This window comes from Bradyrhizobium sp. Kon69 (assembly GCF_055807515.1).
The window spans coordinates 124888-138952 of sequence record NZ_JBVVOS010000008.1 but is presented as its reverse complement, the minus strand read 5'-3'; the positions used below and the strand labels follow the sequence as shown (position 1 = coordinate 138952).

Genomic DNA, 14065 nt, shown 5'->3' with positions numbered 1-14065 from the left:
GAAGCCGAACATGAACATTGCTGTTCTCCCCAACTCGCCTGAGACCGCGCCGCAGATCGCGGATCCGCTGGATCATCTCGCCGAGAAGCTGTTCCACCCCATGGGCTCGGACGGCGTCTATGCCCGCACCGCGCTCTACGAGGGCATCGTCGAAAAGCTCGCCGCGCTGATCACGAGCCATCGCGAGGCCGGCACTGAGGTGATGCGCTTCCCGCCGGTGATGAGCCGGTCTCAGCTGGAAAAATCCGGCTACCTGAAGAGCTTTCCGAACCTGCTCGGTTGCGTCTGCGGCTTGCACGGCACCGAGCGCGAGATCAACGCCGCGGTCAGCCGCTTCGATGCCGGCGGCGACTGGACCAGCTCGCTCTCGCCGGCAGACCTCGTGCTGTCGCCGGCAGCCTGCTATCCCGTCTATCCGATCGCGGCGAGCCGCGGCCAGTTGCCGAAGGGCGGCCTGCGCTTCGACGTCGCCGCCGACTGCTTCCGCCGCGAGCCGTCGAAACATCTCGACCGGCTGCAATCGTTCCGGATGCGGGAATATGTCTGCATCGGCAGCCCCGATGACGTCGCCGATTTCCGCGAGCGCTGGATGGTGCGGGCGCAGGCGATTGCGACCGATCTCGGTCTCACCTTCCGCGTCGATTATGCCAGCGATCCGTTCTTTGGCCGCGTCGGTCAGATGAAGGCGGTGAGCCAGAAGCAGCAGCAGCTCAAGTTCGAACTGCTGATCCCGCTGCGCTCGGAAGAGCAGCCGACGGCCTGCATGAGCTTCAATTATCACCGCGAGCATTTCGGCACGACCTGGGACATCAAGGACGCCAATGGCGAGCCGGCCCACACCGGCTGCGTCGCCTTCGGCATGGACCGCCTGGCCGTCGCCATGTTCCATACCCACGGCACCGATCCTTCCGCCTGGCCCGCCAAGGTGCGGGAGATCATGGGCCTGCAGCCGCAGATCGCGGCCGATGCCCACGGCGAAGGCTGGCGCTAACGGAACGAGGCCGGTCATTTCCACGGGAAAGACGAGCGTGATCCATACCAAGGTCCGATGCCGCGAGATCACCGAGTCCGACGTCGATGCGGTCGCGGACTTGCTGACGCGCGGCTTCGTCGGCCGCTCGCGCGGCTACTGGATCCAGGGCCTGCGCCGGCAGGCCTTCAGGCCCGTACCGGAAGGCTACCCGCGCTTTGGCTACATGCTCGACAATGACGGCACGCCGGTCGGCGTGCTGCTGCTGATCTACACGGCGCGGAGGGACGGCGATGAGACCGCCATCCAGTGCAATTTGTCGAGCTGGTACGTCGATCCGGCCTACCGCAACTACGCCCCGCTCCTGACCAAGATCGCGCAGCGCCACAAGGACGTCACCTATCTCAACATCAGCCCGGCGCCGTGGACCTGGCCGATCATCGAGACGCAGGGCTTTCGCGCCTATTGCAGGGGTATATTCTTCTCGGTGCCCGTGCTCGCGCGCGTCCCACGCTGGAGCAAGATCGAGGTCATCTCGCAGCACGCCAAGACGATCGACGGGCTTTCCGATGCCGAGACCGATCTGTTGACGCGGCATGCGCGCTACAATTGCCTCAGCCTCGTCTGCCGCACGCCGAAGGGAACGTTCCCCTTCATCCTGCAACCGGTGCGCATCCGCCGTGGCATCATTGCGCCGCCCGCGATGAAGCTGATCTACTGTCGCAACGCGGCCGAATACACCGAATGCGCGGGCCGCATCGGCCGGCTGCTGCTGCGGCTCGGCAAGATCGCGGTCGCCGTCGATTCCAACGGCCCGGTTCCCGGCCTCGTCGGCATCTACACCGAGCGTCGCGGCCGCAAATATTTCAAGGGCCCGCACCGGCCGCAGCTCGCCGACCTCACCGATACGGAACTTGTGCTGTACGGGCCGTAGGCCCCGTTTGGGCCGGATTCGATCCGGGTCTAACGCGCAATTGCGCAGGTCGACCGGCGCGACGGTACATTGCCCCCTTCACATTGGCAGCATCCCTGCATCCCCGGTCACTCTCCGTAAACTACGGCGCTTAAGGGAATTTTCCCGCCTCTTCGCTAGCCTCGGCGACTGAATTACATCGCGTTAAGTCTATCGCCCGCCGGGACCCCGCCGCCCATGACGTCGATCCGCGACAACGAGCTTGATGCACGCCGCGAGCATGGCCCGAAGGCCCTGGTCGGGCTGAGCCAGCTTGCGCTCGACCACATGGAGCAAGGCGTCTGCGTCTACGATGCCGGCAACCGGATCGTGCTGGTCAATCAGCGCTATCTCAGCCTGTTCAACATGTCGGCCGAGAAAGTGCGGGTCGGCACGAGCTATCGCGACGTGCTCGCCCACAGTGTGGCCCTCGGCAACATCCCCGCAGAGGAAGTCGACGCACTCTATGCCGCGCGCATGGCACGGATCGCAGCCGGCAAGCCGTTCCGGACTCAACAGACGCTTGCAAGCGGCCTCGTCATGGCGCTCGAACTGAAGCCGCTTCCCGGCGGCGGCTGGATGACGATCTGCGACGACGTCAGCCGCCTCGCCCGGGTCGAGGCGGAGCTGCGCGTGCAGACCGAGCGCAGCCAGCACGCGCTCGCCAACATGTCGCACGGACTGATCATGTACGATGCCGACAGCCGCGTCGTCGTCTGCAACGATCGCTTCCTGAAGCTCTATAATCTCGACCCGGACATCGTGAAGCCGGGCGTCACGCACGGCGCGACCATCGATCATTGGCTTTCGCGCGGCAACCTGCCGGGCATGCCGGGCGACGAATTCCACTACACCAGGCTGGAGGACGTGCGCACCAGGAAGACGAAAACCCTGCTGGTGATGCGCTATGACGGACGGATGGTGCAGGTGGTTTCCCGCTTTCTGCCCGACGGCGGCTGGGTGACGGTGCACGAAGACGTCACCGAGCGGCTGCAATACGAGGAGATGCTGAGGCAGCAGAACTTCATGCTCGATGCGGCGCTGGAGAACATGGCGCACGGGCTCGCCTTCTACGACAGCGACATGCGCCTGCGCGTCTGCAACACCACCTACCAAAAGATCTATCGGCTGTCGCCGGAGGAATCCAAGCCGGGCACGCATCTCGGCGAACTGATCGAACGCTCGATGGCAAACGGCGCGTTCTCGTCCGAGTATAGTCCGCAACAACTCCTGGAAGCCGCCAGCGCAAGGATTGCCGACCGCAACTCCTCGCCGATACGCCGGCGGATGTCGAACGACACCACGATCTCGGTGCGCTATTGCGCCCTGGCCGAGGGTGGTTTTGTGGCCACCTACGAGGACATCACCGAGCGCGAGCACGCAGTCGAGGAGTTGAGCGAGCAGTATCGGCGCTTCGACGCGGCCCTGAACAACATGAGCCAGGGCCTGTGCATGCTCGATTCGAGCTTGCGCGTCATCGTCTGCAATCGGCGCTATATCGAGATGTACGGACTGTCACCCGAATTGGTGAAGCCGGGTGTGTCGATGCGCGAGATCATGGAGCACAGCTGCGAGCTCGGCATCCATCCAAACACCACCGCCGCGCGGCTCTATGCCGACTATGTCGAGAGGCTGCGCGAGGGCGAGCACACACTGCACCGCTATTTGGGCGACGGCCGCATCATCAAGCTCAATCACAAGCGAATGGAGCATGGAGGCTGGGTCGTCACCTATGAGGATGTCACCGAACGCCACAAGGCCCAGGCCCGCGTGGCGCACATGGCGCGGCACGATTCACTCACCGACCTGCCCAATCGCACTCTGTTCCGCGAGAAGATGGGCGAGGGACTGAACCAGGTCGCGATCGCCGGCGGCGCGATGGCCGTGCTGTGCTTCGACCTCGACAATTTCAAGACCGTCAACGACCGCCTCGGCCACGCGGCCGGCGACCGGCTGTTGCGCTGGGTCGCGGCGCGGCTGCAGGAGAATGTCGGCGAGCACGACACCGTCGCGCGGCTCGGTGGCGACGAGTTCGCGGTTCTCCAGCGCGGGCCGCAGCCGCAATCGGCGGAAAGGCTCGCGCGCCGCCTGGTCGAGATCATCGGTCACCCGCCGCCGCTGGAGCACCAGTCGATACATGTTGGCGTCTCCGTCGGCATCGCAATCGCGCCCGATCATGGGCTCGACGCCGACGAGCTGATGAAATGCGCCGACCTCGCGCTGTACCAAGCCAAGGCCAAGGGGCGCGGCGCCTATCAGCTGTTCGAGCCCGAAATGGAGAAAGAGGCTCGCAGCCGGCACGCGCTCGAGCACGATCTGCGCGGCGCGCTGGAGGCCCGTGAATTCCACCTGGCATTCCAGCCGCAGGTGCGGCTCGACACCACCGAACTTACCGGCTTCGAGGCGCTGCTGCGCTGGAAGCATCCTTCGCGCGGCCCCGTCTCACCGGCCGAATTCATTCCGATTGCGGAAGAGAACGGCCTGATCGTTCCGATCGGCGAGTGGGTGCTGCGCACGGCCTGCGCGACCGCCGCGACCTGGCCCGATCTCACCGTCGCGGTGAACCTGTCGCCGGTGCAATTCCGCTCGCGCGGGCTGGTGGCGATGGTGACGAGCGCGCTTGCGGAGGCCGGCCTGCCGCCGCATCGGCTCGAGCTCGAGCTCACCGAGACGGCGCTGCTCGACGACAGCGAATCGACGATCGAGATCCTGCACCAGCTCCGCGCGTTGGGTGTGCGCGTCAGCCTCGACGATTTCGGCGTCGGTTATTCTTCGCTGAGCTATTTGCGCAGATTTCCGTTCGACCGCATCAAGATCGACCGCTCCTTCGTCGGCACGCTCAGTGAAAGCCCTGAGAGTATGGCGATCGTCCGCACCATCGCCAGCCTCGGCTCGGTGCTCAACGTCGAGACCACGGCAGAAGGCGTGGAGACGATTGAACAACTCGACTTCGTCCGCGAATGCGGCTGCACCGCCGTGCAGGGATATTATTTCGGCAAGCCCTCCCCGGCCGCGGAGGTAGGACGCATGATCGAGACGCTGGGCGCAGTCCGCCGCGTCGCGTAAGGGCTCAGCCGAAGGCAAATTCCGTATCTCGGCACGCTTCCAAACGACCAATTGTCGCACGTGCGTTTTTCGGCGGGATCACCGTCTCGCCTCCGCGGAGCGGCCGCGCAATGCGCTTTTCTTCTCCCATGATTTCGGGGACAATCCCGTCATAACAATGAGAAAACGGCGGCCCGCACGAGGCCACCGCGAGGGAGGAGTTTCGATGTCGCGATACGGGCTGAAGACAACCGCCTTTGCCGCCATGCATGTCGTGGGCGCGTTGCTCTCGACTGCTGCCGGTGCGCAGGACTATCCCACCAAACCGGTGACGCTGATCGTGCCGTGGCCGGCCGGCGGGTCGACCGACATCTCGATGCGCGCGATCGCCGATAGCGCCTCCAAGGTCCTGGGGCAGCCGATCGTGATCGACAACAAGGCCGGCGGCGGCGGCACGGTTGGACCTGCCACGATGGCCGCGGCCGCGAAGCCGGACGGCTACACCATTTCACAGCTTCCGATCACCGTTTTCCGCCTGCCCCTGATGCAGGAGGTGTCCTGGGATCCGACAAAGGATTTTACCTACATCATTCATCTCACCGGCTACACCTTCGGCGTAACCACCAGCGCGGAGTCGCAGTTCAAGTCCTGGAAGGACGTGGTCGAGTTCGCGAAGGCAAATCCCGGCAAGGTGACTTACGCGACGCCGGGCACCGGCACCTCACTTCATATCGGCATGGAGCAGATCGCCGCGATGTCCGGCATCAAGCTCACACAGGTGCCGTTCAAGGGCGGGGCGGAAACCAACGCCGCGGTACTCGGCCAGCACACCATGCTGCAAGCCGACTCCACCGGTTGGCGGCCCTTGGTTGACGCCGGCAAGCTGAAGCTTCTTATGGTGTGGACCGGCGCGCGATCGCCGAACTATCCTGACGTGCCTACGCTGAAGGAACTCGGCTATCCCATGGTCTACGATTCCCCGTTCGGCATCGGAGGACCCAAGGGCATGGATCCCAAGATCGTCGCCAAATTGCACGACGCCTTCAAGAATGCGGTCGAAGACCCCGCGGTGATCGCCACGCTCGCCAAATACGACATGGTGCCGAGCTACAAGAATACCGAGGACTACAAAAAGTTCGTCGTCGAGGTCACGGAGTCAGAGCGCAAGGTGATCGACACGCTCGGGCTTGCGAAGAAGTAGGATTGAGCCACTTTCGTGTCCCGGATCTGCAGCGCACCGCGTCGCGCTGCGTAGCGTCCGGGGCACGGCCGAGAGGGTATCGATGAACGACCAAACCACCGTCAAACTCCGTCTCAACAACTCCGAACTCTGGGGCGGCTTGATCGGGCTCGCGCTGGGCGGCTTCGTGATCTGGCAGGGCGTTAAGCTCAAGCTTGGCACCATCAACGACCCCGGCTCCGGCTACGTGCTGTTCTACACGGGCATCCTGATGTGCGTGTTCGCGGCCAGCATCATCATTTCGGCCATCACCGAGGGCGGGCCGACGCTGGCTTCGCGCTGGGACAATGTGAGCTGGAGCAAGCCGCTTCTCGTCATCGCCTGCCTCACCGCGTTCTCCTTTGCCCTCGAGCCGCTGGGATTCCTGCTGTCGTCGATCCCGCTCATGCTGCTTTTGTTGCGCTTGATCGATCCGGTGCGCTGGACACTGGCGATGCCGATCGCGGTGCTGGTGCCGCTCGGAATGTGGTGGGTACTCAAGCGGCTGCTGCTGATCCAGCTGCCCTCGGGCCTGTTCGGGATCGGTTGATCGCATGGATACGCTCGTCAACGTCGCGCACGGGTTTGGCATCGCGCTCCTACCGATCAACCTGCTCTACTGCTTCATCGGCGTCTTCATCGGTACGTTAGTCGGCGTGCTGCCAGGCATCGGACCGATCTCGGCGATGTCGTTGTTGCTTCCGGTGACACTGTCAGGAACGCCGGAATCCGGCATCATCATGATGGCGGGGATCTATTACGGCTCGATGTATGGCGGCTCGACCACCTCGATCCTGGTCAACATTCCCGGCGAGGCAGCTTCCGTCGTGACCTGTATCGACGGTCACCAGATGGCGAAGCGGGGCCGCGCGGGCCCTGCGCTGGGCATCTCCGCTTTCGGTTCCTTCATCGCCGGCACATTTTCGCTCGTTGCGCTAATGTTGGTGGCACCGCGGCTCGCCAACATCGCCATCGCGTTCGGCCCAGCCGAATATTTCAGCCTGATGGTGCTCGGCCTCATCGTACTCACTTTCCTTACTCAGGGATCGATGCCAAAGGCGCTTCTGATGGCATGTATCGGCGTCGTGCTCGGACTGATCGGCCTCGACAGCATCACGGCGCAGCCGCGGCTGACGTTCGGCCGCATGGAACTGATCGACGGCATCGGACTCGTGCCCGTCGTGATGGGCCTGTTCGGCGTCGCCGAGGTGCTGCTCAATACCGAGCAGGCGATCAAACGCGACATCATCAACGCCAAGATCACGCAGCTGTTGCCCAACAAGGCCGATTGGCAAGCGAGCGCCGGCCCGGTGGCGCGTGGCACGTTACTCGGCTTCCTGCTCGGCATTCTCCCGGGCGGCGGCGCGGTGGTGGCCTCATTCGCGTCCTATGCGCTGGAGAAGCGGCTGTCGAAAACGCCCGAGCGTTTCGGCCATGGCGCGATCGAGGGCGTAGCGGGTCCCGAATCCGCCAACAACGCGGCGGCCGGCGGCGCGTTCATTCCGCTGATGACCTTGGGCATCCCCCCGAACGTGGTGATGGCGCTGCTGCTCGGCGCCTTTGTCATCCACGGCCTGCAACCGGGACCGCTGCTGATCACGCAAAACCCCGGCCTGTTCTGGGGCATCGTTGCCAGCATGTATATCGGCAATGTCATGCTGCTGATCCTCAATTTGCCACTGATCGGCATGTGGGTGCAGCTACTCAAGCTGCCCTACAATATCCTGTTTCCGTTGATCATCCTGTTCACGATCCTTGGCGTCTACTGCTCAAGCAACAACGTGTTCGACGTCTATGTGATGATCGCATTCGGCATCATCGGTTATTTCATGCGCAAGCTCGGCTTCGAGCCCGCGCCGCTGGTGCTGGCATTCGTGCTGGGACCGATGATGGAGAACAATCTGCGCAAGTCGCTGATCCTGTCGCAGGGCGACCTCTGGACATTCGTGCAGCGCCCGATCTCGGCGGCGTGTCTTGCGCTCGCGCTGGTGCTGCTGATAGCGCCGCTATTACCCGCGTTGCGCAAGAAGCGCGAGCTCGTGGCGCTGGACGAGGGGGCGTGAAGGCTTGGTAGGGTTGTCTTACCCTGCCGCGGGCAGCGCGCTGTCCGGCGGCGCGCCCCAGGGGCGGTCGGCTGAGGCGAGCCCGATCAGGCGGCCCTGGATGTAGTCGCAGCCCCAGTCGCGCAGCATGTTCGCAGCTTCTTCGTCCTGCACCCATTCGGCCACCGTCTTGATGTCGAGGCGGCGGGCGAGGTCGATCAGGGTCTGCACGAAGGCGCGGTCGTCGGCGGAACGGGTGATGTTCTGCACGAAGGCGCCGTCGATCTTCACGATGTCTACGCCGAGCTTGCGCAAATTGCGGAACGAGGTGTAGCCGGCGCCGAAATCGTCGATGGCGATGCGGCTGCCGAAATTTTTCAGCCGGGTGACGAAGCCGCGCACATCGTCGATGTCCTGGATCGCGACGGTCTCGGTGATCTCGACGATCAGCCGCTCGGCGACGCCGGGATGGGCCCGCATCAGCGATTCGATTCCGGCCCACCAATCGGGATCCATGGTGGTGTCCGGCGAGATGTTGAGGCTGAGGCAGATGTCGGGCGCGGCGGCGAGCTCGGCGACCACGAGCTCGAGCACGCGGTGATCGACCAGGCGGATCAGGCCGAGCCGTTCCGCGACCGGCACGATGTCGGGCGCGAGCAGCACCTGGCCGTCGCCCTGGTCCATCCGCACCAGGCATTCGTGAAAAGCGCACTCGCGCGAGAGGGCGGCAACCACCGGCTCATAGGCCAGCTTGATGCGGCGCTCGTTCAGTGCGGTGACGATCTCGTCGGTGACGCGGATGTTGACGCGGCGCTGGGCGTCGCGCGCGGCATCCGGGCGCCAGGCTGCGAACGAGCCGACCCGGCGTTGTTTCGCGGTGTCCAGGGTCTCGTGGGCGCGATTGACGGCTTCATCGGTGTTGCGGGCATAGCGCGGCACGCTGACCGCGCCGATCGAGGCGGTGACCGACACCGGGCCGGATTTGGTCGGCACCACCTCGTCGCGGATGCCGGCGAGGAAGCGCTCGGCGGCGACGTTCATGTCGTCGACGGTGCAGTTCTTCAGGATCAGGCCGAACTTGTTGCCGGAGAAGCGGCCGAGCACGTCGCCGCCGCGCAAGCGCGCGCGAATGCGCGTGGCGACGTCGAGGATCACGGCGTCTGCAACGTCGAAGCCGAAGGCTTCGTTGACACGCGCGAGATGATCGATGCCGACCAGCATGAAGGCCGCGGTCGAGCGGAAACGGGTCGTCTCCTCGATGGCCTCGGCCAGCGCGGCGATCAGATGCGAGCGATTGAGCTCGCCGGTCAGCGGATCGAGCCGGGCGAGCTTCGTCAGTTCCTCGTCGCGGGCATGGCGTTCATTGTTGATGCGGACGGAGCCGATCGCACGCACCGGTCGGCCGTCGGGGCCGGCGAACCAGCGGCCGGTCTCCTCGATCCAGACCACGGGATCGGCGGCGCTCATGCGCACGCCGTACTCGACCCGGTAGGGCGTGCCGTCGGCGCCATGCACGGCCGAGGTCTGCGCCAGCGCGGCGGTCCGCAGCGATTGCGCGGGCTCGATCAGCTTTGCGAATTCGGCGCCGGTGGCCAGCCGTTCGGTGGGAATCCCGGGGAAGATGGCGCCGACCTGCTCACCCCAGACGATGGCATCGCTGGCGATGTCCCAGGCGAACACGGCCTGGCCGAGGGCAGCCAGGATGTCGGAGGCTTGCGGCAATGCGGGGGTCAAAATCGCCTCGTTTCGGGACAGCGGGGAGTCCTGAGTCGGCACAGGATAAAGCCAGATTCGCCATTGACCCTAGGCAAAGTTGATAAACAATTTGGAAACCACGTTTGTCCTCGCACAGGAACCAAACCGGCCCGCCCGGCATAGGCCTTGCGAGTACATGACACGCACCGGCGCCAGCGTCTCGAAACGCGACAATCCAGGCCGGGTCAACGGTGATTGCGATGTTGAGTACGGATCAAGTGGACGTGGCGGACAACGGCACAGGCTCGGCTGTGGTGCCGCTGATGCCGGTTTTGCAGTGGGTGCACAAGGCACCGCTGCCGCGCCCCGACCCCAGCTTCGTCGCCCAGCTCATCGCCAATGCCGAGCACCTGCCGCAGACGAGCCGGCTCCGCCGCGTGTCTTCCGCGGATGCGCAGGTCGCCTATGGCAGCAAGCGCTCACTTCCGAGCGTCACCGCGCGCACGCGGCAGCTGGCTTGAATTAGATCAGCGTGGCGCGTCGGGAGACGGCTGGGTGCCGTTGCCCGGCTGCAAATGCGGCGAAGGGATTTCCGGCGAGGGCGTACTCACAGGCTTCGGCGCCGGGTGATCCATCAGCACGGATTCGGCGACCGATTGCGCCGTGGGCGCGGGCGGCTCTGCCGGAGCTGGTTGCGGAGGGGACACTGGCTCGAACTTGGGCTCGAACTCATCCGCCGGCGTCTCGGCCCGGCGCTTGGCCTTGCGCGGCGCCGGCACCGTCGTTTCGGCGACATAAGCGACGCGGCGGCGGGTGCGCTGGGCGATGCCGCCGAGGAAATCGGCCATCGCCAGCAGCACCAGAAGGAAATAGGTGGAGTTGCCGAATTTGGGCCACATCACGAATTCGGCCGCAGCCGCGCCGAACACGATCAGCGACAGCAAATGATCCATCAGGAATTTCGAGCCGGGCCGCGCGCCCTTGACCACCTCGAGCAGCAGCAGCACGACACCTAGCGCGAGCATCACGTCGGAGAGCGTGACCGGCCAGGCCTCGCCCGTGATCATCGGCATCCTGAACAGCACGTCCGTAAAGGACACGCTCGGCATCAGGAAGGCGATGATGTTGTAGACCGCGAGCGGGATCAGGAGCAGCGGGAAACCGACCATCGGCGAAATGCCTTCTCGATCAAGATATCCAGACAGGACAATGCGGCGGCGAAGCATTCGCTCCGCCGCCGTCACTGTCATATCTCATGGGTTGGCCGAAATCAGGCAGGGCCGATCGTCCTGCCCAAAGAAAGGTCCCGAACTCAGGACTCTTTCTTCTTCAGGACCTGACGGCCCTTGTACATGCCGGTCTTGAGGTCGAGATGGTGCGGACGACGGAGTTCGCCGGAATCCTTGTCTTCCACATAGGTCGGCTTCTTGATGGCGTCAGCCGAGCGGCGCATGCCGCGGCGCGACGGCGAGGTTTTTCTTCTCGGAACGGCCATTTCAGTATCCTCTAGGGATTGGTGTCATCAGGGCATCGTCCGCGGAGGGACGGCTCAGCACCCGCAAACCGAGGCGAGCTGAATGCCGGTCAAGGCCGGGCTTATAGAGGAAGGCCTGCCTTAAATCTAGGGCTCTGGGCCGGAAAATGCGCCCGAAAAGGACCGGAAATCAGCGATTCTCCCGCCAGCAGGTCGAAAGCGAGCTGGCCTGCGCCCTCGCCACATAGGTCCCGGCCAGCCGCCGGACACCCGGTCCCGGCGTCCTGGCGCTGCGTTTGACCGGATTCGGCAGGATCGAGGCCAGAAGCGCCGCCTCCCGGGGGGAGAGGTTCGCCGCCGATTTGCCGAAGGCATAGGCGCTGCCCGCCTCGGCCCCAAACTGGCCCTGTGGCCCCAGCTCGGCGATGTTGAGGTAAATCTCCAGGATCCGTGCCTTGGGCAGGACGAGATCGATCCACAGCGCCAGCGGGAATTCCAGCGCCTTGCGGACGAAGTCCCGCCCCTGCCAGAGGAACAGGTTTTTCGCCACCTGCTGGGTGATGGTGGAAGCGCCCCGGAACGGGGTGCCGTCCTCCCGGGCATCGTCGACCGCCTCACGCAGCGCGCCCCAGTCGATACCGTGATGCTTGCAGAAATGGGCGTCCTCGGCCGCCACCACCGAGCGTGGCAGCGAGGGCGACATCGCCGCCAGATCGATCCATTCCCGCTGCATCGGCGCACCCCGAAGCGAGCGCCAGATCATCAGCGTCGAAACGGGATGACCGGTGCGGTAGAACGGCGCGACGACATAGGGCGCGAGAGCCGCGACCGCGAGCACCAGGAGAAGGGTTTTGACGACGCGCAAATCAACCTTTCCGGCGCAGAACGAAACGCGGCCACGGGCCCGGCATTAAGTCTGTGATAATTCGGGCCTTTTCCAGCACTTTTTAGGCCTTCCAAACGATTGACTGAGGCGGGCGCATAAAGGATTGTCCCGCCGAATTTTAGTTCTGGAGCCCTTCTTGATGACCGGCACGTCCCCGTCCGATTTCGCCAAACGTCTGGACAAGACCGCTGATGACACCGAGGCGCTGCTCGGGCGCCTGCTGTCGGACGACATCCTGCCCGATGAGATCGCCCGGCCCAAGCGACTGATGGACGCAATGCGCTATTCGAGCCTGAATGGCGGCAAGCGCCTGCGGCCCTTCCTGGTGGTCGAGAGCGCGGCGGTGTTCGGTGTTCCCCGCGAAGCCGCGCTGCTCGTGGGCGCCGCCCTCGAATGCATCCACTGCTACTCGCTGATCCATGACGATCTGCCGGCGATGGACAATTCGGACCTGCGCCGCGGCCGTCCGACCTTGCACAAGAAGACCGACGACGCGACCGCGATCCTCGCCGGTGACGGCCTGTTGACGCTTGCCTTCGACATCATCACCCGCGACGAGATCCATCGCGACGCCAATGTCAGGCTCCTGCTGACCCGCGCGCTGGCGCGCTGCGCCGGCATCGGCGGCATGGTCGGCGGCCAGATTCTCGACCTTGCCGGCGAAGGCCGCTTTGGCGGCAACGAGCCGATCGACGTCGCCCGCATTCAGCAGATGAAGACCGGCGCCCTGCTGCGCTACGGCTGCATCGCCGGCGCGATCCTCGGCCAGGCCTCGCAAAAGGAATATCAGGCGCTCGACGATTACGGCCGCGCGCTCGGCGAAGCCTTCCAGATCGCCGACGATCTGCTCGACGTCGAAGGTGATGCCGCCGCGCTTGGCAAGCCTGCCGGCGCCGATGCAGCTCTCGGCAAGACAACCTTTGTCACCCAGCTCGGCATCGAAGGCGCCAAGCAGCGCGTACGCGACCTGCTCGCGCGCGCCGACAGCGCGGTCTCGATTTTCGGCGATCGCGCCGCCGTGCTGCAAGCGGCTGCGCGGTTCGTGGCCGAACGGAAGAGCTGATAGCGCGATGGCGGGCGGCAACAAGGAAGACCCCGCCCTCGCCCGCTTTCGCAAGATGTCGCGGCCGATGCGGCTGATTTATGCGCGTCCGCGGACGTTCATGTCGCTTGCCGTTGGTATTCTCGTCTGCCTGCTCATCCCGGGTTCGCACCGGCTGGTCACCCGGCTTCTGTTCGGCTGGGATGCGTTGATCGCCGTTTATCTGGTGCTGGTCTACGCGATGATGCTGTGCAACGACCACCAGCACATCCGCCGCGCCGCAGCGATGCAGGACGACGGTCGCTTCGTGATCCTGCTGGTGACGGCGATCGGCGCCTTCGCCAGCATCGCCGCGATCGTCTCCGAGCTTGGAACGCCGCATCGCGGCGTCCTGGAGCTGAGCATCGCAATCACCACCATCGTATTGTCATGGGCCGCCGTGCACACGATCTTCGCGTTGCATTATGCGCATGATTATTACCGGCACGCCACGCCGGGCGGCCTTCAGTTTCCCAGCGGCGACAAGGAAGACCACGCTGATTATTGGGACTTCGTCTATTTCTCGTTCGTGATCGGCATGACCGCGCAGGTCTCCGACGTCGGCATATCCGATAAGACCATCCGCCGCACCGCCACCGCGCACGGCATCATCTCATTCATCTACAACACGGCCTTGCTGGCGCTGACGGTCAATATCGCGGCGAGCGCGATCTCGACGTAGTCGTCGTCCTGGCTTTCGC

The 14065-nt window shown here is 64.5% G+C and carries 13 protein-coding genes; 9 read left to right on the top strand and 4 right to left on the bottom strand.

Annotated elements, in window-relative coordinates:
* Positions 1 to 10: 10 nt before the first annotated feature.
* The 6 genes from AC0L3U_RS13155 to AC0L3U_RS13130 all read left to right on the top strand — a co-directional run bounded on the left by AC0L3U_RS13155 (position 11) and on the right by AC0L3U_RS13130 (position 8249).
* Positions 11 to 991, top strand: a complete 981-nt coding sequence (locus tag AC0L3U_RS13155; RefSeq protein WP_473362034.1) for an amino acid--[acyl-carrier-protein] ligase — start codon at positions 11 to 13, stop codon at positions 989 to 991.
* 37 nt (positions 992 to 1028) lie between these two features.
* Positions 1029 to 1904 carry an acyl-CoA acyltransferase gene (locus tag AC0L3U_RS13150; RefSeq protein ID WP_473362033.1) on the top strand — a complete coding sequence of 292 codons (876 nt, stop codon included), beginning with the start codon at positions 1029 to 1031 and terminating at the stop codon, positions 1902 to 1904.
* Between the two features lie 216 nt (positions 1905 to 2120).
* Positions 2121 to 4988, top strand: a complete 2868-nt coding sequence (locus tag AC0L3U_RS13145; RefSeq protein ID WP_473288420.1) for a PAS-domain containing protein — start codon at positions 2121 to 2123, stop codon at positions 4986 to 4988.
* Positions 4989 to 5193: 205 nt separating this feature from the next.
* On the top strand, positions 5194 to 6168 hold the full coding sequence (locus tag AC0L3U_RS13140; RefSeq protein WP_473362032.1) for a tripartite tricarboxylate transporter substrate binding protein: 975 nt from the start codon (positions 5194 to 5196) through the stop codon (positions 6166 to 6168).
* Positions 6169 to 6250: 82 nt separating this feature from the next.
* Positions 6251 to 6736, top strand: coding sequence for a tripartite tricarboxylate transporter TctB family protein (locus AC0L3U_RS13135; protein ID WP_473288417.1), 486 nt, complete (start codon positions 6251 to 6253; stop codon positions 6734 to 6736).
* A gap of 4 nt (positions 6737 to 6740) precedes the next feature.
* Positions 6741 to 8249: a tripartite tricarboxylate transporter permease gene (locus AC0L3U_RS13130; RefSeq protein ID WP_473288416.1), complete on the top strand. Its 1509-nt coding sequence runs from the start codon at positions 6741 to 6743 to the stop codon at positions 8247 to 8249.
* 18 nt (positions 8250 to 8267) lie between these two features.
* Here AC0L3U_RS13130 and AC0L3U_RS13125 read toward each other — a convergent pair whose 3' ends face one another.
* Positions 8268 to 9962, bottom strand: a complete 1695-nt coding sequence (locus AC0L3U_RS13125; RefSeq protein WP_473345742.1) for an EAL domain-containing protein — start codon at positions 9960 to 9962, stop codon at positions 8268 to 8270.
* 221 nt (positions 9963 to 10183) lie between these two features.
* Between AC0L3U_RS13125 and AC0L3U_RS13120 the strand changes: the two genes are divergently transcribed.
* On the top strand, positions 10184 to 10444 hold the full coding sequence (locus AC0L3U_RS13120; RefSeq protein WP_473362031.1) for a hypothetical protein: 261 nt from the start codon (positions 10184 to 10186) through the stop codon (positions 10442 to 10444).
* A gap of 6 nt (positions 10445 to 10450) precedes the next feature.
* Here AC0L3U_RS13120 and AC0L3U_RS13115 read toward each other — a convergent pair whose 3' ends face one another.
* The 3 genes from AC0L3U_RS13115 to mtgA all read right to left on the bottom strand — a co-directional run bounded on the left by AC0L3U_RS13115 (position 10451) and on the right by mtgA (position 12262).
* Positions 10451 to 11092 (bottom strand): hypothetical protein, encoded by a 642-nt coding sequence (locus AC0L3U_RS13115; RefSeq protein ID WP_473362030.1) that lies wholly within the window; start codon positions 11090 to 11092, stop codon positions 10451 to 10453.
* Between the two features lie 143 nt (positions 11093 to 11235).
* The gene (gene rpmF, locus AC0L3U_RS13110) at positions 11236 to 11418 is read right to left on the bottom strand and encodes a 50S ribosomal protein L32 (protein WP_007598106.1); all 183 of its coding nucleotides are present in this window, start codon (positions 11416 to 11418) and stop codon (positions 11236 to 11238) included.
* Between the two features lie 169 nt (positions 11419 to 11587).
* On the bottom strand, positions 11588 to 12262 hold the full coding sequence (gene mtgA, locus AC0L3U_RS13105) for a monofunctional biosynthetic peptidoglycan transglycosylase (RefSeq protein ID WP_473288412.1): 675 nt from the start codon (positions 12260 to 12262) through the stop codon (positions 11588 to 11590).
* A gap of 160 nt (positions 12263 to 12422) precedes the next feature.
* On the opposite strand from mtgA, the gene AC0L3U_RS13100 reads away from it, so the two are divergent.
* Together AC0L3U_RS13100 and AC0L3U_RS13095 are read left to right on the top strand one after the other, a co-directional pair.
* On the top strand, positions 12423 to 13346 hold the full coding sequence (locus AC0L3U_RS13100) for a polyprenyl synthetase family protein (protein WP_027566019.1): 924 nt from the start codon (positions 12423 to 12425) through the stop codon (positions 13344 to 13346).
* A gap of 7 nt (positions 13347 to 13353) precedes the next feature.
* Positions 13354 to 14046: a DUF1345 domain-containing protein gene (locus tag AC0L3U_RS13095; protein ID WP_473288411.1), complete on the top strand. Its 693-nt coding sequence runs from the start codon at positions 13354 to 13356 to the stop codon at positions 14044 to 14046.
* Positions 14047 to 14065: the final 19 nt, after the last annotated feature.

Bases quoted from the DNA above. Each gene is read 5' to 3' on its own strand.
- AC0L3U_RS13120 (WP_473362031.1), top strand. From the start codon at position 10,184: ATGTTGAGTACGGATCAAGTGGACGTGGCGGACAACGGCACAGGCTCG.
- AC0L3U_RS13155 (WP_473362034.1), top strand. From the start codon at position 11: ATGAACATTGCTGTTCTCCCCAACTCGCCTGAGACCGCGCCGCAGATC.
- AC0L3U_RS13095 (WP_473288411.1), top strand. From the start codon at position 13,354: ATGGCGGGCGGCAACAAGGAAGACCCCGCCCTCGCCCGCTTTCGCAAG.
- AC0L3U_RS13135 (WP_473288417.1), top strand. From the start codon at position 6,251: ATGAACGACCAAACCACCGTCAAACTCCGTCTCAACAACTCCGAACTC.
- AC0L3U_RS13130 (WP_473288416.1), top strand. From the start codon at position 6,741: ATGGATACGCTCGTCAACGTCGCGCACGGGTTTGGCATCGCGCTCCTA.
- rpmF (WP_007598106.1), bottom strand. From the start codon at position 11,418: ATGGCCGTTCCGAGAAGAAAAACCTCGCCGTCGCGCCGCGGCATGCGC.
- AC0L3U_RS13115 (WP_473362030.1), bottom strand. From the start codon at position 11,092: ATGGTCGGTTTCCCGCTGCTCCTGATCCCGCTCGCGGTCTACAACATC.
- AC0L3U_RS13140 (WP_473362032.1), top strand. From the start codon at position 5,194: ATGTCGCGATACGGGCTGAAGACAACCGCCTTTGCCGCCATGCATGTC.
- AC0L3U_RS13145 (WP_473288420.1), top strand. From the start codon at position 2,121: ATGACGTCGATCCGCGACAACGAGCTTGATGCACGCCGCGAGCATGGC.
- AC0L3U_RS13100 (WP_027566019.1), top strand. From the start codon at position 12,423: ATGACCGGCACGTCCCCGTCCGATTTCGCCAAACGTCTGGACAAGACC.